The sequence below is a fragment of the Kribbella solani genome (assembly GCF_014205295.1).
GTDB lineage: Bacteria > Actinomycetota > Actinomycetes > Propionibacteriales > Kribbellaceae > Kribbella > Kribbella solani.
In genome coordinates this window covers 6,532,494-6,551,670 of sequence record NZ_JACHNF010000001.1, presented here as the reverse complement: position 1 = coordinate 6,551,670, position 19,177 = coordinate 6,532,494, and the positions used below count along the sequence as shown (strand labels likewise).

At 68.7% G+C, this 19,177-nt stretch carries 18 protein-coding genes and 1 pseudogene; 10 read left to right on the top strand and 9 right to left on the bottom strand.

Going from position 1 to position 19,177, the window contains the following annotated elements:
- Positions 1-7 precede the first annotated feature (7 nt).
- Positions 8-307, top strand: a complete 300-nt coding sequence (locus tag HDA44_RS30255; RefSeq protein WP_184840232.1) for a hypothetical protein — start codon at positions 8-10, stop codon at positions 305-307.
- Here HDA44_RS30255 and HDA44_RS30250 read toward each other — a convergent pair.
- The 4 genes and pseudogenes from HDA44_RS30250 to HDA44_RS30240 all read right to left on the bottom strand — a co-directional run bounded on the left by HDA44_RS30250 (position 304) and on the right by HDA44_RS30240 (position 4,096).
- Complete coding sequence (locus tag HDA44_RS30250; protein ID WP_184840230.1) at positions 304-948, bottom strand: HAD family hydrolase; 645 nt, start codon at positions 946-948, stop codon at positions 304-306. The genes HDA44_RS30255 and HDA44_RS30250 overlap by 4 nt on opposite strands.
- Positions 945-2,096: an alpha-hydroxy-acid oxidizing protein gene (locus HDA44_RS30245; RefSeq protein WP_184840228.1), complete on the bottom strand. Its 1,152-nt coding sequence runs from the start codon at positions 2,094-2,096 to the stop codon at positions 945-947. The genes HDA44_RS30250 and HDA44_RS30245 overlap by 4 nt, the downstream gene beginning before the upstream one ends.
- Before the next feature lie 136 nt (positions 2,097-2,232).
- A pseudogene (locus HDA44_RS37655) lies at positions 2,233-3,528 on the bottom strand (nitrilase-related carbon-nitrogen hydrolase); the annotation flags it as partial.
- On the bottom strand, positions 3,512-4,096 hold the full coding sequence (locus HDA44_RS30240; protein WP_184840226.1) for a TetR/AcrR family transcriptional regulator: 585 nt from the start codon (positions 4,094-4,096) through the stop codon (positions 3,512-3,514). The pseudogene HDA44_RS37655 and the gene HDA44_RS30240, both read right to left, overlap by 17 nt.
- Before the next feature lie 162 nt (positions 4,097-4,258).
- Here HDA44_RS30240 and HDA44_RS30235 point away from each other — a divergent pair, with 162 nt between their 5' ends.
- The 6 genes from HDA44_RS30235 to HDA44_RS30210 all read left to right on the top strand — a co-directional run bounded on the left by HDA44_RS30235 (position 4,259) and on the right by HDA44_RS30210 (position 10,551).
- Positions 4,259-5,257 (top strand): hypothetical protein, encoded by a 999-nt coding sequence (locus tag HDA44_RS30235; protein ID WP_184840224.1) that lies wholly within the window; start codon positions 4,259-4,261, stop codon positions 5,255-5,257.
- The gene (locus HDA44_RS30230) at positions 5,247-6,443 is read left to right on the top strand and encodes an MFS transporter (protein WP_337906583.1); all 1,197 of its coding nucleotides are present in this window, start codon (positions 5,247-5,249) and stop codon (positions 6,441-6,443) included. The genes HDA44_RS30235 and HDA44_RS30230 overlap by 11 nt, the downstream gene beginning before the upstream one ends.
- A 35-nt stretch (positions 6,444-6,478) precedes the next feature.
- The gene (locus HDA44_RS30225) at positions 6,479-7,726 is read left to right on the top strand and encodes a DUF445 domain-containing protein (RefSeq protein ID WP_184840220.1); all 1,248 of its coding nucleotides are present in this window, start codon (positions 6,479-6,481) and stop codon (positions 7,724-7,726) included.
- A gap of 61 nt (positions 7,727-7,787) precedes the next feature.
- Positions 7,788-8,441, top strand: a complete 654-nt coding sequence (locus tag HDA44_RS30220) for a hypothetical protein (RefSeq protein ID WP_184840218.1) — start codon at positions 7,788-7,790, stop codon at positions 8,439-8,441.
- A 4-nt stretch (positions 8,442-8,445) separates the two neighbouring features.
- Positions 8,446-10,347, top strand: coding sequence for an HAD-IB family phosphatase (locus tag HDA44_RS30215; protein WP_184840216.1), 1,902 nt, complete (start codon positions 8,446-8,448; stop codon positions 10,345-10,347).
- Between the two features lie 30 nt (positions 10,348-10,377).
- Positions 10,378-10,551, top strand: a complete 174-nt coding sequence (locus tag HDA44_RS30210) for a hypothetical protein (protein ID WP_184840214.1) — start codon at positions 10,378-10,380, stop codon at positions 10,549-10,551.
- Here HDA44_RS30210 and HDA44_RS30205 read toward each other — a convergent pair.
- Both HDA44_RS30205 and HDA44_RS30200 read right to left on the bottom strand, forming a co-directional pair.
- Complete coding sequence (locus HDA44_RS30205) at positions 10,548-11,300, bottom strand: TIM barrel protein (protein WP_184840212.1); 753 nt, start codon at positions 11,298-11,300, stop codon at positions 10,548-10,550. The genes HDA44_RS30210 and HDA44_RS30205 overlap by 4 nt on opposite strands.
- 140 nt (positions 11,301-11,440) lie before the next feature.
- On the bottom strand, positions 11,441-11,929 hold the full coding sequence (locus HDA44_RS30200) for a hypothetical protein (RefSeq protein WP_184840210.1): 489 nt from the start codon (positions 11,927-11,929) through the stop codon (positions 11,441-11,443).
- A gap of 111 nt (positions 11,930-12,040) precedes the next feature.
- On the opposite strand from HDA44_RS30200, the gene rarD reads away from it, so the two are divergent.
- The 3 genes from rarD (at position 12,041) to HDA44_RS30185 (ending at position 14,920) form a co-directional block, all read left to right on the top strand.
- The gene (gene rarD, locus HDA44_RS30195) at positions 12,041-12,958 is read left to right on the top strand and encodes an EamA family transporter RarD (RefSeq protein WP_184840208.1); all 918 of its coding nucleotides are present in this window, start codon (positions 12,041-12,043) and stop codon (positions 12,956-12,958) included.
- Positions 12,959-13,027: 69 nt separating this feature from the next.
- A complete protein-coding gene (locus HDA44_RS30190; protein WP_202888627.1) occupies positions 13,028-13,504 on the top strand; it encodes an RrF2 family transcriptional regulator in 477 nt (158 codons plus the stop codon).
- A gap of 69 nt (positions 13,505-13,573) precedes the next feature.
- Positions 13,574-14,920 (top strand): MFS transporter, encoded by a 1,347-nt coding sequence (locus HDA44_RS30185; protein ID WP_202887634.1) that lies wholly within the window; start codon positions 13,574-13,576, stop codon positions 14,918-14,920.
- A 96-nt stretch (positions 14,921-15,016) separates the two neighbouring features.
- Here the strand turns inward: HDA44_RS30185 and HDA44_RS38720 are convergent, their stop codons facing one another.
- Genes HDA44_RS38720 through HDA44_RS30170 form a run of 3 tightly spaced genes read right to left on the bottom strand, consistent with a single transcriptional unit; the run spans position 15,017 to position 19,140 of the window.
- Positions 15,017-16,315: an XdhC family protein gene (locus HDA44_RS38720; RefSeq protein WP_184840202.1), complete on the bottom strand. Its 1,299-nt coding sequence runs from the start codon at positions 16,313-16,315 to the stop codon at positions 15,017-15,019.
- Positions 16,308-16,790, bottom strand: coding sequence for a (2Fe-2S)-binding protein (locus HDA44_RS30175; RefSeq protein ID WP_184840200.1), 483 nt, complete (start codon positions 16,788-16,790; stop codon positions 16,308-16,310). The genes HDA44_RS38720 and HDA44_RS30175 overlap by 8 nt, the downstream gene beginning before the upstream one ends.
- Positions 16,791-16,797: 7 nt before the next feature.
- Complete coding sequence (locus tag HDA44_RS30170) at positions 16,798-19,140, bottom strand: molybdopterin cofactor-binding domain-containing protein (protein ID WP_184840198.1); 2,343 nt, start codon at positions 19,138-19,140, stop codon at positions 16,798-16,800.
- Between the last annotated feature and the right edge of the window lie 37 nt (positions 19,141-19,177).

The window sequence follows — 19,177 nt, the reverse complement described above, 5'->3', positions numbered from 1 at the left end:
AATCGCCATGCGCGTCACGGAGCTGGGTGCCCTGTGTTTCGGAGTGGTGGTCGGATGGGTCACGTACCGAACCCTCATCCGCCGGACCGACCGCGCCGCCCTGACCGACATCTCCGCGGTGATCGCGGCCGTCGGCGGCGGAGCGGTGACCGGCCTGTTCAAGAGCCCAACCCTGTTCGCCTGGTACTCGATCGGCCTGGCGGGTGGATTCGTCATGTACTTCGTACTGTTCTGGATCTTCAACGGGAACAAGAAACTCGGCGAGGTCATGGGCGGCTCCAAAGCATCCGGAGACCGCGACTTCTAGATCAGCTCCAGCAGAGTGCCGCCGGACCGGCGATCCAGGTGCCGTGCACTCAGCCCGGCCGCCTGCGCGCCGATCACGTCCAGCTCCAGGTTGTCGCCGATCATCAGCGTCTCCGCGGGGAGCACACCCAGCGCCTGACACGTTCGCAGGTACGCCTCAGGGGCGGGTTTGCTGACACCGAGCTGCTCCGAAACACACACCACGTCGATCAGGTCAGCCAGCCCGATCGCCCGCAGTTTCGCGTTCTGCTGCACGGTGCTCCCGTTGGTCAGCACCCCCACCCGCCACCCGTTGCCCCGAGCAACCTCCAACGCCGCCCGCGCGTCCGGGTAGGCGGCCCAGCTCTGCCGGTACCGCGCCAAGTACCCCTCGAACACCGCATCCAGCCCGGCATCCGTCGCCGGAACCTCAACCCCCAGCAACGGCAGAAACGCCCGCAACCGGCACCGCCGCTGCCCCACGTGCGTCAACTCACCCGCCAGGAACCGGTCGAAACAGTCCTGCTCGATCACAAACCAGCGCGCGACCAGCTCATCCGTCGCGGTCCTCCCGAGATCCGCGACCCACCCCCGCAACCCCACCTCAGCACAACCCGAGTGATCGAACAGCGTGTCATCCAGATCGAACACAACCCCCTTCACCCGCGCACCACCGAATCGCGGTTCAGCTCGCGGTGGTTGGCGTGGCTGGTTAGGGCGAGGGTCAAGTCCAGGTCGGCGAGGAAGCAGCGGAGGACGTGGTCCACGCCGGGTTGGCCGGCCAGGGCGAGGCCGTAGAGGAGGGGACGGCCCAGGAGGACGGCTTTGGCGCCCAGGGCCAGGGCTTTGGCGGCGTCGGCGCCGGTGCGTACGCCGGAGTCGAAGAGGACCGTGAGTTGTTCGCCGACGGCCTCCGCGATCGGTGGAAGCGCGTCCAGGGCGGCGATCGCGCCGTCGACCTGGCGGCCGCCGTGGTTGGAGACGATGACGCCGTCGACACCGTGTTCGGCGGCCAGCTTCGCGTCCTCGACGTGCAGGATGCCCTTGAGCACGATCGGGCCGTCCCAGTTGTCCCGCAGGAACGACAGATCGTCCCAGTGCAGACCGACATGGGGAAACATCTGCGCCCACTGCATCACGGCCGCGCCCGGGTCCTCGGCGATCGGCTTGGCCAGCTTCGACTGGAAGACGGGATCGCTGAAGTAGTTCGCCAGCCCCTCCCCCTTCAGGAACGGCAGGAACCCGCGGTCCAGGTCGGCCGGCCGCCAGCCGATCGTCCCGGTGTCGAGCGTGACGACCAGCACGGCGTACCCGGCCGCCTTGGCGCGTTGCAGGAAGCTCAGGCAGACGTCAGGGTCGGTCGGGTAGTACAGCTGGAACCACTTGTTCCGCGCCTCGATCTCCTCGATCGCATGACTCGCCTGGGTCGAGTGCGTGTACGTCAACCCAAGCGCATCCGCGGCCCGCGCCGTCGCCAGTTCACCGTCCGGGTGCGCGAGAGTCTGCACACCGATCGGCGCGACCAGCACCGGCGCGGGCATCGCCGTACCGAGAATCGTGCAGGACAAGTCACGTTCCGTACTACCGCGCAGCATCCGCGGCACCAGCCGCCACCGCTCGAACGCCGCCTGGTTAGCCCGGGCCGTCGCCCCGCTGCCCGCGCTCGGCACGATGTAGCCCATCGCCTCCGCCGACAACTTCCCGGCCGCCTGCGACTCCAGCCGGGCCAGGTCGGTGGTGATCTCCGGCGTCGTCCCCTGCAGCATGCCCTGCAGGTAGATCTGCAACTGGTAGTCCCCGAAGTTGGCCATGCCGGATGCTCCCACGCCCACCACGCGACCTCAACCACACCAGCCCGATCAGCACGATCAGCCCGCACAGCCAGGCGAACCAGTCACCCCAGGCCGTGTACAGCGTCTTGTCGATCCCCGGCCGCAGCTCGCCGATCAGTACGGCCGGGCCGTCCGCCGGCGCGTTCGTCTCGGCCACGACCCGCCCGTTCGCATCGGCCAGTACCAGCCGGCCCTTGCTGCCGTCGCGGGCCATCGGGACCCCGTTCTCGATCCCGCGCAACATCGCCATCCGGCTGTGCAACCAGCCGTCGTCCACGAAGTCCAGCGCCGGCACGAGCCACAGCGACGTACCGAGCTTGCCGTACTGCCGCGCGAGCGGCGGGAAGTCCAGGTCCTTGCAGATCATCAACCCCCAGCCCTGGTACGTGGCCAGCTGATCGCCCGGCGTGTACGGCTCCATGCCCGGAATCAGGTGATGTTTGTCGTACGACGTCGGTGCCGCGCCGTCCGGGTGGAAGATCAGCGCCCGGTTGTGATCACCATCGCCGAGTACGGTCAACCCGACGACCAGCTCGACCTTGTTGCTCGTGGCAAGTGTTTGGAACTGCTGGGAGAGTTTCGCCAGCTCGGTCGTCTGGACATCGATCGTCTTCTCCGGCAGCAGCACGATCCGTGCGCCGTCGTGCGCTGCAGACGCGATCATCGGCCGGTACCGCTCGAGGATCGCCGGTCCGCCGGCGTTCGGCCAGCCCGCGTCATCCGCTCCTTCGGCGGACAGGATCGCGATCTTCACCGGTTGCGCGGCCGGAATTCCGCTCAACCTCACGATGCCGTACAGACAGGTGCCGACGGCAACCACCGCGAGTACGAAGACCAGCTTGATCCGCCGGGTGGCGATCACCGCGGCCGGGAGGATCAGCAGGAAACTCAGACCCCAGATGCCGGTCAGCGAAACGATTTGGTTGATCGGGGCAACTACCACCTGGGTGTACGCGAGACTCGTGAACGCTCCGTGCGGTGAGAAGCTGGTGAGTACGTAGTCGAGCACCGCCCACAGCGCGGGCGCCGCCACGGCCGCGATCAGCGGACGCCCGCGGACGACCAATGCTCTGAAGAACAGCACGGTGAGGGTGAAGACGCCGGCAAGGAGCAGGAGGAACGACAGCGCGACCGGGGGTAGGTCGAGGTCGTTCAGCAGGTAGCCGACGAGGTTGGTGAGGCCGAGGAGCCAGCCCGCGAAGGCGGTCAGCGCCGCGGCGCGCGCCCGCAACAGCGGGGCGACGAAGAACACCGGGACGGCGGCCCACCAGGTGAGCGCCGGGAGGGTGTGCAGGCCGGAGCCGAAGTACAGCAAGGCTCCGGTGGCGACGGCCGCCGCCACCGCCCACCATTTGGAAAGCCCCCGAGGTCCCGCGGCGTTCGCGGCTGCCCGCTCAGACACGTAGTTCATCGATCATCCTTTCGCCCAGGCGCAGGCAGAGGGCGCGGAACGCCGGTTCCGGCATGCCGATGCGGTCGCCGTGGTGGAGCTGGATCAGGCCGTGCAGGAGCGCGGCGAAGATCAGGCTGGTTTCCCAGATGTCCTGGTCGCCGCGGAAGAGTTCCTGGTCGATCCCGGCGCTGACCGCGTCCGCGACCAGGTTGAAGGTCGGTGACTTGCGGGCCTCGAAATCCGCCGGGAACTTCCGGGCCTGGTCGCGCCGCGCGGTGAACATGTAGTCGTACAGCCGCGGCTGGGCGAGCGCGAAGTCGACGTGGTCGACCAGCATCTCGCGCAGCCGCGCGTCCGCCTCGACCGGCCGGTCCGCCGCCTCCCAGCGCCGAACCAGCTCGGCGAACGCCGCGTCCGCGACCGCGTTCAGCAGCGCCTCCCGGTCCGGGAAGTACTGGTAGATCGCCATCGGCGTGATCCCGACCGCGGCCGCCACCTTGCGCATCGAGACGCCGGCCGCGCCGTGCTCGGTCAGCAGGTACGTGGCCGCGGCGGTGATCCGTTCTTTTGTCGTCACCTCGCTCATGGAAACCATTAAATACGCATTTCCTATACGCTGTATAGGCGCATCGACCCTGACCGGACCCTGAGCCATGACATCGGTCATACCCGGGGCCGGACGTCCGTCAGGCAACGATCCGGACGGATCGCACCGGCATCGGCACGCTCCGGACCGGACAGTGAAGCCATGACGAACACGAACGTGGTGACCGCTCCCCCACGCAGCGGCGTACGGCGCGCACTGCCGGCTCTCGGCCTGTTCTTCCTGTCCCCACTGGTCGCGGAATTCCTGCTCGGGAACATCCCGATCACCGCGCTGTTCGCCCTGCTCACGCTGGCGCCGCTGTACGGCGGTGGCGCGGTACTGATCCGCGAGGTCGCCCGCCGGCGCGGCTGGGGCTACCCGAGCATCGTCATCCTGGCGCTGGCGTACGGCGTGATCGAGGAAGGCATCACCACCCAGTCGCTGTTCAACCCGGACTACGCGGGCCTGCGTCTGCTCGACCCCGGTCACATCTCGTTCCTCGGCATGGGCGCGCCGTGGACGCTGATGGTCCTCGGCCTGCACACGCTGTGGAGCATCACCGTCCCGATCGTGGTGCTGGAGTCACTGTCCCGGCGCCCCCGCGAACCCTGGCTCGGCAAACTCGGACTCGGCGTGTACGGCGTGCTCTTCGCGATCGGCGTGGTCGCCACCACCGCATTCGGGTACACGAAAGACCCGTTCCGGGCATCCGCCGGCCAGAACATCGGCGTCGTCATCGCGGTCCTCGTACTGATCGCGCTCGCCGTACGCGTCGGCCGTCGCGCTCCGCGGCGTACCGGCGGAAACGTACCGTCGCCCTGGCTGATCGGCGCGGCAGCGCTCGTGGTTACCAGCGCCTGGATGCTCGTCAACGACCAGGTGCCGAACGGCTGGCTCTGCGCCGCGATCACGCTGGCGATCGAGATCCTGGCGGCGGTCGCGGTCGTCGACCTGTCCCGGCGGAGCAGTTGGACCCGGCTGCACACGCTGGCAGCCGCCGGTGGGGCGATGCTCACGTACGCCTGGCACGCGTTCCCGGAAAGCCCGGTGTTCGGCGCCTCGCACACGGCCGATCTGATCGGGAACGCGGTCTTCGCCCTGCTCGCGATCGGGTTGCTGATCGGTGCGACAATCAGGTGTGAAAAGTTCGGTGACGCCTGACAATCGCGCCACCGCGCGGCACGTCGGCCTGGCGCTGTTCGCCCTGACCACCGGTGGTTTCGCGATCGGCACCACCGAGTTCGTCACGATGGGCCTGCTGCCGCAGATCGCGGCCGGCGTCCACATCTCGATCCCGACCGCCGGTCACGTGGTCTCGGCGTACGCGCTGGGGGTGGTCGTCGGCGCACCGGTGATCGCGGCGCTCGGCGCGCGGACCGGGCGGAAACGGTTGCTGCTCGGGCTGATGGCGGTGTTCGTGGCCGGCAACGTGCTGTCGGCGGTTGCCACCAGCTACGAGTTCCTGATGGCAGCGCGGTTCCTGTCCGGCGTACCGCACGGAGCGTTCTTCGGGATCGGCGCGGTCGTCGGCGCCTCGATGGTCCCGCCGGACCGGCGCGCGCGGGCGATCGCGATGTCGATGCTCGGACTCCCGGTCGCGAACATCGTCGGCGTACCGCTGACGACGCTGCTCGGGCAGCGGTTCGGCTGGCAACTGCCGTTCCTGGCGGTCGGCGTACTCGGGTTGCTCACGCTGGTCGCGGTGTGGTTGTGGGTCCCACCACAGCCGGTCGGCAGCGAGGTGAACGTACGCAGCGAGCTGAGCGCACTGCGCAGGCCGCAGGTGTGGATGGCCTTGCTGGTCGGGATGGTCGGCTTCGGCGGGATGTTCGCGACGTACTCGTACATCACCCCGACGATGACGGAACTGGCCGGTTTCTCCGAGTCCGCGGTCACCATCGTGCTCGCCGTGTACGGCATCGGGATGACCGTCGGTACCGTCCTCGGCGGCCGCCTCGCCGACCGGTCACTGATGGGCGCCATGTACGGCGGGCTGGTCGCGGTCGCCGTCGTGCTCGGAACCTTCGGCTGGCTCGCGCAGACCCGGCCCGGAGCGCTGGTGGCGGTGTTCGCGATGGGCTGCTCGGCCAGCATCCTGGTGCCCGCGCTGCAGACCCGGCTGATGGACGTCGCCCACGAAGGCCAGTCGCTGGCCGCCTCGCTGAACCACTCCACGCTGAACATCGCGAACGCGCTCGGCGCCTGGCTCGGCAGCGTCGTCCTCGCCGCCGGCTACGGCTACGAATGGCCCAGCCGCCTCGGTGCCGCGCTCGCCGTGGCCGGGCTGATCCTGGCGCTGATCTCGGGTTTGATGGAACGCCGAGGGTCGACTCAGGTGCTTGCCTGACGCGGTAGTCACCACCTAGTTGGTTAGATCGGTACATGGCGACCTTGACGTTGGGCGCGGCCGACCTGGTACGGCGGCGTGGGCTGCGGCAGATGCGGTCGGTGGCACTGGCGCTGCTGGTGCTCGCCGCGGTGATCTACGTGGCGACACTGCACCGGGCCGGCGGCTGGGCGTACCTGAACGCGGCCGCCGAGGCGGCGATGGTGGGTGCGCTGGCCGACTGGTTCGCGGTCACCGCGCTGTTCCGGCGGCCGCTCGGCCTGCCGATCCCGCACACCGCGATCGTGCCGACCCGCAAGGACAGTCTCGCGGAGAGCCTCGAACAGTTCGTCACCGAGAACTTCCTGTCCGAGGAAGTGGTGGCGGAGAAGATGCGTACCGCGCAGGTCAGCCGCCGCGCGGGTGAATGGCTTGCCGACGGCAACCACGCGGAACGGATCGTGGCCGAAGGCGCGCGTACGGTCGGTGCCGCGCTGCCGAAACTCGGCGACGACGACGTCTCCGCGTTCGTCCGGGGATCGTTGCTGCCCCGGTTCGTGAAGGAGCCGCTGAGTCCGATCGCCGGGCATTTCGTCCAGTCCGTGGTCGAGGACGGCGCGCATCACGCCCTGCTCGACCTGCTGATGGTCGAGGCGTACGACTGGCTGGCGAACAACCGGGAACTGCTAGCGGACGTGATCGGCCCCCGCGCGCCGCGCTGGTCACCGCAATGGGTCGACCGGATCGTCGTCGATCGCATCCACCGCGAGGCGCTCGCCTGGCTGGCCGACGTACGCGACAACCAGGCGCACCCGGCCCGCCGGGCGGTCGACCGGCTGCTCGCGCAACTCGCCGACGACCTGCAGCACGACCCGGACACGATGGAACGCTTCGAGGCCTGGAAGGCCCGGATGCTCACCCACCCCGACATGGGCAACAGCCTGACCGCGGTCTGGGACGCGATGCGGACCGCGCTGATCGGCGCGATCGAAGACCCGAACAGCGCGCTCCGGCTGCGCGCGATCAAGACCCTGCAGGACCTCGGTCATCGCCTGCAGAACGACGAGACGATGCGTACGAAGGTCGACGATCGCGCCGCCGAGGCCGTCGGGTACGTCGTCCGCACGTACGGCACCGAGATCGTCTCGGTCATCTCCGACACCATCGAACGCTGGGACGGCCGCGAAGCCGCTGCCCGAATCGAACTCCACGTCGGCCGCGACCTACAGTTCATCCGCATCAACGGCACCGTCGTAGGCGCCCTCGTCGGCCTCACCATCCACACCCTCAGCCAACTGGTCTAGCTACGTAAGGTTCATCACATATCTACCGAGAGTGACCCGGCCGGCAGGGATGATGCCTGCCATGAAGGGATTCACACGTTCGCGACCGGTGTCGGAGTTTGCGCGGATCTGCGCCCTGGCGGAGGGCCAGCACGGGCTTGTGGGGATCTCGCAATTGCGGGGCGAGGTGACCGAGCAGATCCTCACCCAGTGGCAGGACGCCGAGATCGTCGAACCGGTCATCGACGGCGTGATCCGGGTCCGGGCCGGCGCGAGACATCCGCATCAGACCGTGTACGCGACGTGGCTGCTTGCCGAAGCCACCCCGGCCTGGGAGCGATCGCTGACCGCGCTGGTGATCTCGCACCGGTCGGCGGCGGAGTTGTACGGCGCCGGGACCGCCGCTCCGGAGGGGATCGAGCTCTCCGGGCGGGCGCGGAACTCCCTTCCGGCCGGTGTCACGGTGCATCCGCGGTCGGTGCGGGAGGACGAGTGTGTCGTGGTCGAAGGGCTTCCGGTCACAGGCCCGGCGCGTACGCTCGCCGACCTCGCCGACCGGCAGGGGCTGGACCTCTCGGACCTGGGCCGGCTGGCACGCTCCTTCATCAGTCAGGGATGGACCACCATCGAGCAGCTTGGGGCTGAGCTGACCGAACAGTTCGCCGGCCGAGCCGGTCAGGACCAGGATGGTTCGGCCTGGTTGAGCGCCGCTCTCGACGCCGCCGCGAAGGGCTGAGGACATGGCCGGATTCGACAATCACCTCCATCACCTCGAGTTCCGCGGCGCGTTTCGTACCTGGGACCAGCTGCTCGATCGGCTGCAACAGATCAGTACACCGCGATTCACGGCCGACCGCGCGCTGCGACAGCTGATCGCCGGCGACTTCCTCAGCCAGCTGAACCAGGGCGGTGACGACTGGGAGGCGACCGGGTCGAATCCGCTGCCGGCGTACGCCGAGACCTGGCCGGGCGCGGTGGCCGGCGGCGCCATCGACCCGGTGTACGAGCTGGCGCGGACCGCGAACGATCTGGACATCTACAACAGCGCACTTGGTCATCTTCCGGACGACGAGTACGTAGCGCGCGTCCGTGCAGCCGTACTGGACGCTGCCCCGCGACGGCGGGACGGGATCGACGGAGGCGTCGGCCTGGCCGGACTGGTGCGGTACACGACTCGCGACGTGCAGGTCGGGGGCAGGGGGCGCGCCGTGTTCGCCCTCGATGTCCACCCGGTCGACGACCGCCGCGGGCCGCTGGGCCTACGGCGGGCTGGGGACAGCTTCTCGATCGAGGTCGATGTGAAGCTGCCGACGATGATTCAGCGCACCAGCGAATCCGAGCGCGCCCGCCGGTCGATCGTCGGCGTTCAGCTGCCCGGATTGCGGCCGATCACGCCGCTGCTGCGACCGATCGCGGACCTGGCCGCCGACAAGATGGCGGCACTCTCCTGCCAGCCTGGTGTCGGCGACGGTATCCTCGCGCCGCGATTCAAGGACATCGCCGATCTGTACTACATCGCGCGTACCTGTCCGGTCGACGGCGAAAAGCTGCGGACCGCGATGGCGGAGAACTGGCAGTGGCGCGAGACCGACCTGGGCGGACCGCCGCGACCGTACCGGTTCTACGGTCAAGCGCCGGCGCAGGACGGCGAGGTCGGGATCCTTTGGAATCAGGGCTTCGATCAACTACGTGACAAGGTCCGGCAGCTACAGGACTATCCGGACTTCGGGACCATGGTGGAGACGATCGGAACGTTCCTGGACGGCGCCGCGGAGCCGGGCCACGGGGTCTGGGATCCCGTTCGGGGCCAATGGCAAGCATCGGTCCGGAGCGAGGTGGCTGCCGCGATGGACCGCGCCGCGCTCACCCCGGCAAACCGCCCGGAGCATGCGTCCGCCGTGATGATCCGACCGGACGCGGGCGAGCACCAGCCGCTCGTTCCGCTGCAGAGGCACCTGTTCGTGTTCGACGTCGACAAGACGCTGAGCAAGCACGACACCCTGCACACTCTCGCGGAGAAGGCCGGCCTGCTGGCCGAGCTCGAAGCCGTGCACGCGCCGGACTACGAGACTTCGATCCGCGCCAAGATCGCCGTGCTGGCAGGCGTCGACGCGGCGCTGGTCCGCGAAGTCGCCGACACCGTCGAACTCAGCGACGGCGTGATCGAACTGATCCGCGACCTGAAGGACGCCGGCCACGAGATCGCGATCGCCAGCGGAGGTTTCGACGCGATCGTCGCGCCACTCGCCGAGCGTCTCGGCGTGCAGCGGTACGCGGCCGGGCAGCTCGGGATCGAGGACGGGGTGCTGACCGGTGAGGTCAGCGGCCTGGTCGACGGCCCCGGCAAGGTCACCGCGATCGAGGGCTGGAGCCGGGAACTTGGCATCCCCCGCGAACGCACCATCGCGATCGGCGACGGCAGCAACGACGTCGACATGTTCAAAGCAGTCGGCCTGGCCGCGGGCTATCAACCCGGCACAGCAGCCGCCGCGGCCGCCCACACCATCCTGCAAGACATGGGCCACCTGAACCGGGTAGCCCACCTCCCCCTGCCCGAACGCCTGCAATCCCCCGCCACCACCCCGGTCACCACCACTCCAGCCACCGCAGCTCGGCGCAACGCCGGCTCCGAACGCACGTAACCCCGGAGAACACTCGGGATCGGCGCCGGGGTGTGGACGCGCTGGGACGGCCTGACCGCGCATCAGGACGGGCCGATGAGCGGCGGGTTCGGGTGGATGTCCGAGGACGCCCAAACCCAGCCGAAGACCGTCAGCTTCTACATCAACGCCGGCCACCCGGCCGGCGGCAAACTGGCCATCGCGTTGTACGAACCGGTCTCCTAGACCCAGCCGTGCAGATCCGCCGCATCTTTGGTGAATTGTTCGGGGGAATCGTCGGCGACGAACTCCAGGAGAGCGTTGATCTCGCGCGGCTCGGCAGCAAGGCGCTCCAGGACCGGGCGCCACAGCGACTCCCGGGCAGCCAGCGGTAACCGGTTGTTGGACGGCCACCACGAGAACACATGCACGGTGCTCAGCCACGGCATCAGCGCCTCCAACTGCCGCAGACACTCGGCATCGTCGAGGTCGACCGGCGGCTGCCAGTACGTCTTGAGGTTCGGCGCGCCCACATCGAGCAGCAGCGTGATCGTCGAGTCGACCTCGTCGGTGAGCGTGTTCCGGTGGAACTCCATCGCGATCTCGATCCCCGCGCCGGCAGCCATGTCGGCGAGCTCACCGAGCCCGCGGGTGACCGCCATCCGGTCCCCGACACCGGCGTCCGCGGTCCCGACGTTACCGGCCCAGACCCGAATCCGCGGCGCACCGAGCGCCTCGGCGGTGGCGACCGCGGAGCGCATCTCCTCCCGGTCAGCACTTCCGGCCCGCAGATACGAGCCGTACGCCGCGACCTGCAACCCATGCACCTCGGTCAGATTCCGGACCCGCTTGGCGTTCACCAGATTGCCGAGCGGCACGTGAATGTCCCCACCCCACTCGACCGCCGCCAGCCCCGACCTGGCCGCGACCTCCACCACCTGATCAACCGCCAACTGCCGAAACGTCACCGAAACCAGCCCGGTCCTCACACCCACACGCGCCTCCTCATCACCCTCCCATCCAACCCCATCCCCCCAACCCACCCCGCCCCGCGCCACCTGAGCCGATGGAGCAGCAGACGGGATGGGCAGCGGTCAGCGCACAGGTTCAGCGCTGGAAGGCTCGTGCCGCATTCTTACCTGCCCCAGCCCCAGCCCTTACCCTTTTTGCTGTCGTCGCGCCTCAGCCGCGCGGTGTCAGTGCTCGCGGCGGTTCCGGCAGCGCGTGCCGAGCGGTTCCCTTCGCGTGCCGCGCCGAGAACCACGTCCTGTGCGGCGGCTCGGACCGCCTCCCCGATGTACGCCCCCGCGGCCTGCCTCATGGTCTGGTAGGCATTCGGGCTCACCACCGAACTGGCTACGTCCTCCCCCAGCCGCGTCGCCGCATCCCCAGTCCTCCGCCTCGAACTGTCCCCGGCTTTCAGATACGCTCCGAACCCATTCGCCCCCGAGCTCCCGTTGCTGTCGAGAAACGCCTTCACATCCGAGGCCGCCTGATTCACCGCCGCCTCCACCGCTTTCCGCACCTTCGGCGCCGCGAGCGCCTGCTCTTCCGGGGTCAGCGCGACCGCTCCAGCCGCGCTCCGGAAGATGTCTTCGTGGTGCCGACTACTGACAGATACCACTTGCCACCTCCTGGGTGTCCTTACAGGTCGCCGCGCAGCCTAGTACCCCCGCGTCTCACGTCATGAGCAAACAAGTTGGATGCAACTGTCGGCGGGGCTTACGCTGACCCGGTGCCAGAACAGCGACGGGGGTTCTTTCTCGGATTCAGTGCGTACTTGATCTGGGGGCTCTTTCCGCTGTACTGGAAGTTGCTGGATCAGACCGGCGCGGTCGAGCTGCTGGCGCATCGGATCGTCTGGTCGCTGGTCACGATCGTGGTGCTGGTCGTCACGCTGCGGAAGTTCGGGCAGGTGAAGGCGTTGCTCGCCGAGCCGCGGCGGCGGTGGCCGTTGATCGCGGCCGCCTTTCTCATCTCGGTCAACTGGGGTACGTACATCTGGGCCGTCGGCCACGGGCATGTCGTGGAAACGTCGCTCGGGTACTTCATCACCCCGCTGTTCACCGTCCTGCTCGGCGTCTTCGTGCTGAAGGAAAAGCTTCGCCCGATGCAGTGGACCGCGCTCGGGATCGCGTTCGTGGCCGTCCTCGGGCTCGCGATCGAGAACGGGAAACCACCGTGGGTGGCGATCGCGCTGACCTTCTCGTTCGGGTTCTACGGGCTGGCGAAGAAGAAGGCCGGCGCCGGCGCGATCGAGGGGATGGCGATCGAGTCGGGTACGGTCGCGCCGCTCGCGCTGGTCGCGATCGCCGTACTCGGGATGCACGGGGACGCGACGGTCACCCACCACGGCGCCGGGTACCTGGCACTGGTCGTACTGACCGGGCCGATCACCGCCGTGCCGCTGCTGATGTTCGGCGCGGCCGCCACCCGGGTCTCGCTGACCACGCTCGGGCTGCTGAACTACATCGCCCCGATCATGCAGTTCATCTGTGGACTGGTGATCTTCCACGAGCAGATGACGTCGATGCGCTGGGTCGGCTTCAGCCTGGTGTGGGTCGCGCTGGCGTTGTTCACGTTCGACAGCATGCACACCCGCCGCCGTACGCTCGCGCTCGAACGCGCCGCGGTCACCGCCGCGGCGGTCTGACCGTTCGCCGGCCCGGCGGCGACCACTTGACCAGACACATTCAGGACATTTAATATCCAGATTGTGAAGATGAACGAGGGCGTGGAATGGGCTATGCACAGCTGCGTGAACCTCAGCTGGATGCCCGGCGCGGCGGTCACGGCCAAGCGCCTCGCCGCGTTCTACGACCTGCCGACGGCGTACCTGAACAAGCAGCTCCAGGCGCTCACCCGGGCCGGCATCCTCACCTCCGTCTCCGGACCGAAGGGCGGCTTCCAGCTCGCCCGGGACCCGAAGAACATCAGCCTGCTCGACATCGTGGTCGCCATCGACGGCCCGGACGAGGCCTTCCGCTGTACGCAGATCCTGAAGGCCGGACCGGCCGCCGATCCGAAGGTCGACTACACCAAGGCCTGTCTGATCTCCCAGGCGATGCGCTCCGCCGAGCTCACATACCGTCGCGAACTGTCGAGCCAGTCCATCGCCGACATCGCCGCTCGAGTGGTCACTTACACCCCCGAGGCCCCGGACAACGTCCGGAACCACTTCACGAACCTCAAGTCCTGAGCCTCCTCGTCCGCACAACCCACTTTCCCCAGGAGTTGATTCTGGATGTCTAATATCCTAAATAAGCCGATGATCCTGGCTTTGCTGGCGTTCGCGCAGCTGATCATCGCGATCGACTACACGATCGTGTTCGTCGCCGTACCGGACATCGGGCGGGAGCTCGGCTTCGCGGCGCACAACCTGCAATGGGTGGTGAGCGGGTACGCGGTGGTGTTCGGCGGCTTCCTGCTCCTCGGCGGGCGGATGTCCGACCTGCTCGGCAGGCGCCGGATGTTCACCGCCGGCCTGCTGCTGTACGGCGTCTCGTCCCTCGCCGGCGGCCTGGCCACCGACCCCGGCCTGCTGATCGGCGCCCGCGCCGTCCAGGGCTTCGGCGGCGCGGTACTCGCACCGGCGACCCTGTCCCTGATCGGCACGCTCTTCGAGGAAGGCCGCGAACGCAACCGGGCGTTCTCGATCTGGGGTGCCGCCGGCGGTAGCGGGATGGCGCTCGGTTCGCTGCTCGGCGGCGTACTCACCCAGGCGTTCGGCTGGCCGGCGATCTTCTTCGTGAACGTACCGCTGGCCGTGATCGGGGTCGTCGCCGCCGTGCTGCTGCTCCCGGCCGACGGTTCCGTACGGCACGGCCGCCGGTTCGACGTACCGGGCGCGCTTTCGGCGACCGCCGGTATCACCGCGATCGTGTTCGCGCTGGTCCAGGGCCCGGCGACCGGCTGGAGTACGGCGAGTGTGCTCGCGGGCGTGATCGGCGCCGTGCTGCTCGCGCTCTTCGTACTGATCGAGTCGCGGTCGGCCGATCCCCTGCTCCCGTTGGCGTTGCTGCGAATCCGCAACCTGCGTACCGGCGTCAGCGTGATCACGCTCTTCGCGGCGACCCTCGGCCCGCTGCTGTACTTCGAGACCGTCTACTTCCAGGACGTCCACGGCTACAACGCCCTGCAAACCGGGCTCGCCTACCTCGTACCCACGGTCGCGATCTTCGTCGGCGCCAACCTCGGCGGCCGGCTCGCCACCCGCTTCGGCCTGCACGTCACGCTCGCGGCCAGCCTGGCGATCGCGGGCGCCGGCGTCGCGGTGCTCGGGTTGATCATCTCGACCACCGCCTCGTACGCGGTCCTGGTCCCGGCGCTGCTGGTCCTCGGTCTCGGCCAGGGCAGCGCGTTCACCACCATGTACGCCGCCGCGTCCACCGGCGTCGCGCCTGAACACCAGGGCGTCGGCTCCGGCACCGCCTCGACCGGACAGCAGGTCGGCAACGCGGTCGGCCTCGCCGTCCTGGTCGCGATCGCCGGCCAAAGCGCCGAACCGATCGACGGCCTCCGCACCGCCATCCTGCTCAGCGCCGCGGGTGTCATCCTCACCGCCATCACGGCATTCACCGGCCGCGACACCAAGGCGCTCGTCCTCACCAGCTGAACCTCCGACGAGATCACAATCCGCGCGCCAAGCGGCCGCCGCGCGGAACACGATCCGCGTGACCGCCGTGCAGGGTTGTTGCTGTTGGCAACCGGCTCAGGCCCGGACCGGTTCGTAGGCCTCGGCCACCGCGACGTGCCGCTCCGGGCGCCGAGGCTGGGGGTCCGGGCCGAGCACGGCGGGCTCCGGGTGGGGAGTCTGGGGGTCCGGGCCGAGGGCGACGGGGTCCGGATGGGGAGCGCCGTGGATCCGCCCGGTGGTGGTCGAGAGCGGCCGGGCGGTCGCGGCGGTGCGGCTCGCGATGATCTCCGCGGCGATCGAGATCGCGGTCTCCTCAGGGGTCCGCGCGCCGAGGTCCAGCCCGGTCGGCGACGACATCCGCGCGAGCTCGGCCTCGCTCAGGCCGGCGGCCCGCAACCGCGTCAATCGGTCCTCGTGGGTACGCCGCGAACCCATCGCCCCGATGTATCCCGCGTCCGTCCGCAACGCCACCTCCAGCAGCGGTACGTCGAACTTCGGATCATGTGTGAGCACGCACATCACCGTCCGGTGGTCGACGGTGTCCAGCGCACCGGCCAGGAACCGGTGCGGCCAGTCGACCACCACCTCGTCCGCCTCCGGGAACCGCGCCCGGGTCGCGAACACGGCCCGCGCGTCGCACACGGTCACGTGGTACCCGAGGAACTTGCCGACCCGCGCGACCGCGGCCGCGAAGTCGATCGCCCCGAACACGAACATCCGCGGCGGCGGCGCCAGCACCTGCACGAACACCGCGACCTCCCGCCGCCCACACTCGCCGTGCGGCCCGTACTCACGAATGCCACTGGACCCGCTGTCAAGCATCCCCCACGCATCCGCAACCACCGCCGCATCCAGCCCCGGATCACCAAACCCACCTCCGCTGCTGACACCGGGCCAGCCACCGAGAACGGCCGAGGAGGAGGTGGAGGTGAGGTTGAGGGGTGGAGGTTGGATGGCCAGTCGGTGGCCTAGTTGGGGGCCTGGGGTGACTATGGTTGCGACTGCTGTTGGGTGGGCTGACTGGATTGCGTCCGCGATGGTGGCGAACTCTGGGTACGACGTCTGGTCCACTGGTTCGACCAGGACGTCCAGGATGCCGCCGCAGGTCAGGCCGACCGCGAAACCGGCGTCGTCGGAGATCCCGTAGCGGCGAACCACCGGGACGCCCGATCGGATCACCTCCTCTGCCACCGCGTACACGTCGCCCTCGACGCAGCCGCCGGAGACGCTGCCCACGACCGTGCCGTCCGCGGCGACCGCCATCGTCGCCCCGGGCCGGCGCGGCGCCGACCGGAACGTGCCGATCACCGTCGCCAGCGCGAACCGTTCGCCGGACGTGTACCAGTCGCGGACGGACGCGAGGACGTCACGCACCCATGTGCTCCGCTCCGGCCTTCACCGCTTCGCGGATCCGCGTGTACGTCCCACAACGGCAGATGTTGCGCAGCTCGTCGAGGTCCGCGTCGGTGATCTCGCGCTCCTCCTTGCGAACCTTCTTCACCAGAGCAACCGCAGCCATGATCTGCCCGGGCTGGCAGTACCCGCACTGCGCCACGTCGTACTTCAGCCAGGCCTGCTGCATCGGGTGCAGGTCCTTGCCGACGGTGTCCGGCAACCCTTCGATCGTGGTGATCTCATCGGTCGGGGCGATGTCCTTCACCGGCACCGAGCACGGGTTGAACGCCTTGCCGTTGATGTGCGACGTGCAGGACTTGCAGACGTTCAGCGCGCAGCCGTACTTCGGTCCGGTGACCCCGAGCAGGTCGCGCAGAACCCACAGCAGCCGCACGGAGTCCTCGGCGTCGACGCTGATCTGCTTGCCGTTGAGCTTGAAGGTGTGAGTTGGCATGGCTTCCTCAGAACTTGTGGTCGAGGCCATCGGTCGGCGACTGCGGGGTGGACGGCTGCACCGGCAGCGGCTCGAACCCGAGCTTGCCGTGGTTGATCGGGAAGTACGTCGGCAGCGTCCCGGTGGCCCGGGCGTACGCGCAGGCGACCGCGGCGAACGCGGGCGCGACCGCGAGCTCACCGGCTCCGCTCGGACTGTCGCTGGTGTTCGGCATGATCACCACCTGGACGTCCAGCGGCGAGTTCCATTCCCGCGTGTAGAAGTAGTTGTCCCAGCTGCCTTCGAGCGGGATGCCGTCCTTGATGTGCAGGCTGGACGTCAGCGCCAGCGCGATCGCGTCCTGCAGGCCGCCGAACATCTGTGCCTCGAGGCCGCGCGGATTGATGCAGAAACCGGGGTCGACGACGATCACGGCCTTCGTCACCCGCGGCCCGGTGACGGCCTCGCCTTCGATCGGCCGGTTCACCGTCTCGGGCCGGCAGTCGATCTCGACCAGGGTCGCGACCGCGGCCCGGTACTCCGAGTGCACCGCGATGCCCTGCGCCGTACCCTTCGGCATCGCCTTGCCCCACTTGCCGACCGCCGCCGCCTTGTTCAGGACGGCAAGCAGACGCTGGTCCTTGAGGAAGTCGCGGCGGAACTGGACCGGGTCCCGGCCCAGCTTCGCGGCCAGCTGGTCGACCATCAACTCCTCGGCGCAGACCACGTTCGGCGAGTAGATGTTGCGCATGCTGCCGGTGTTGAACTTCAGCGGGATCTCGTTCAGCAGCTGCGTCGTCACGCCGAAGTTGTACGGCGACGACTGGGTCAGCTCGAAGATCGACTCGGCGAACGACAGGTTGCCCGCGATCGGGAGGTCCGCCGCGAACGCCGTCAGCATCTCGCCGAGGCCGTGACCGAAGTCCGTCTGTACGCTGGTGTGCCGCTGCTCGTAGCTGATCACGTTGCCGGCGGCGTAGTTCACCCGGACCCGCGACGTACACATCGGGTGTGTCCGGCCCTGCCGGAAGTTGTCGGTCCGCGACCAGGACAGCTTGACCGGTTTGCCCATCTTCTGGGAGATCTCCGCCGCCTCGGCCGCGACGTCGTGGAAGAGGTGCCGGCCGAACGAGCCGCCGCCCTGCACGACATGCACCTTGACCGCGTCGATCGGCATCCCGAGCTGTTTGGCGATGTCCTCCTGAGCGACGATCGGCACCTTCAGACAGGACCAGATCTCGGCACTGTCCGGGCGGACGTCGGCGATCGCGCAGTCCGGCTCGAGCGCGCTGTTGCTGGCGAACGCGAACACGAACTCGGCGTCGATCGTCTGCGCCAGCAGCGGCGGCACCGCCATCGGCAGCTGCGCGGCGCGGAGCTGCTTCAGCACGCTGGCGTCGGACTCGTCGTCGACGGTGCCTGGTCCCCAGGTCGCGTCCACCTTCTGGATCGCGTCGATGCACTGGCCGAAGGTGTCCGCGCGGATCGCCACACCGTGGGCGATACCAACGACATCGGTGACACCCGGCAGCGCCCGCAGCGCCTTGAGGTTGTTGATCCGGCGCAGCGTGCCGTTGATCGTCGGCGGCCGGGCCACCATCGTCGGCTTGGCGCCCTTGACGTGCAGGTCCATCGCGAACTGCTTGCGCCCGGTGACGATGTCGTGCGCGTCGACCCGGTTGTGCGGCTTGCCCAGCACCTTGAAATCGGCCTTTGCCTTCAGGTGGGCAGCCACCTTGACGGTCTTCGTGACCGCGGCCGCAGTGGCCAGCGCGCCGTACGTCGCCTTCAGCCCGTTCGGCCCGGTCAGCACGCCGGCGGTCGCGGTCACCTGGTCGACCGCGACATTCCATTGCAGCGCGGCTACCTCGACCAGGCGCTGCCGGGTGATCGCGGCGGCCGTCCGGACCGGCGTGTACATGCTGCGCATGGAGTTCGAGCCGCCGGTCAGCTGGTTCATCAACAGCTCGGGACGGGCGTCGGCCAGACTGATCTCGACCTTCTCGATCGGCAGGTCCAGCTCTTCGGCGACGATCATCGCGAACGCGGTCGTGATGCCCTGCCCGACCTCGGTCCGCGGGACCGCGAAGTGCGCCGTGCCGTCGGTACGCATCGCGACCGTGATCAGGCCGGACGTCGGCGCGGCCGCCAGGTTCTGCAGGTCGCCGAGGTCGAAGAGGTCCTCCGGCTGCGGCAGCGACGGCACGGCGGCGTCGGCCGATCGCGGGTCGGCGTCGTTGATCAGCCAACTCGCGCCGACCGCGAGCGTCGGAGCGGCAATCAGGTACCCGAGGACGCGCCGGCGCCCCAACAGGCCGCGTCCGCCCGCCTCCTCGCTTGGTGCGTCCAACGATCGGCGGTGCTCGGCCATGGGGACCTCCGTGTTCTCGGTACCGATATCTGCACAA

Coding starts and splice junctions, on each gene's coding strand:
- HDA44_RS30185 (WP_202887634.1), top strand. CDS start 13,574: ATGATCCTGGCTTTGCTGGCGTTCGCGCAGCTGATCATCGCGATCGAC.
- HDA44_RS30240 (WP_184840226.1), bottom strand. CDS start 4,096: ATGAGCGAGGTGACGACAAAAGAACGGATCACCGCCGCGGCCACGTAC.
- HDA44_RS30190 (WP_202888627.1), top strand. CDS start 13,028: ATGAACGAGGGCGTGGAATGGGCTATGCACAGCTGCGTGAACCTCAGC.
- HDA44_RS30245 (WP_184840228.1), bottom strand. CDS start 2,096: ATGGCCAACTTCGGGGACTACCAGTTGCAGATCTACCTGCAGGGCATG.
- HDA44_RS30255 (WP_184840232.1), top strand. CDS start 8: ATGCGCGTCACGGAGCTGGGTGCCCTGTGTTTCGGAGTGGTGGTCGGA.
- HDA44_RS30170 (WP_184840198.1), bottom strand. CDS start 19,140: ATGGCCGAGCACCGCCGATCGTTGGACGCACCAAGCGAGGAGGCGGGC.
- HDA44_RS30220 (WP_184840218.1), top strand. CDS start 7,788: ATGAAGGGATTCACACGTTCGCGACCGGTGTCGGAGTTTGCGCGGATC.
- HDA44_RS30225 (WP_184840220.1), top strand. CDS start 6,479: ATGGCGACCTTGACGTTGGGCGCGGCCGACCTGGTACGGCGGCGTGGG.
- HDA44_RS30235 (WP_184840224.1), top strand. CDS start 4,259: ATGACGAACACGAACGTGGTGACCGCTCCCCCACGCAGCGGCGTACGG.
- HDA44_RS30215 (WP_184840216.1), top strand. CDS start 8,446: ATGGCCGGATTCGACAATCACCTCCATCACCTCGAGTTCCGCGGCGCG.
- HDA44_RS30175 (WP_184840200.1), bottom strand. CDS start 16,790: ATGCCAACTCACACCTTCAAGCTCAACGGCAAGCAGATCAGCGTCGAC.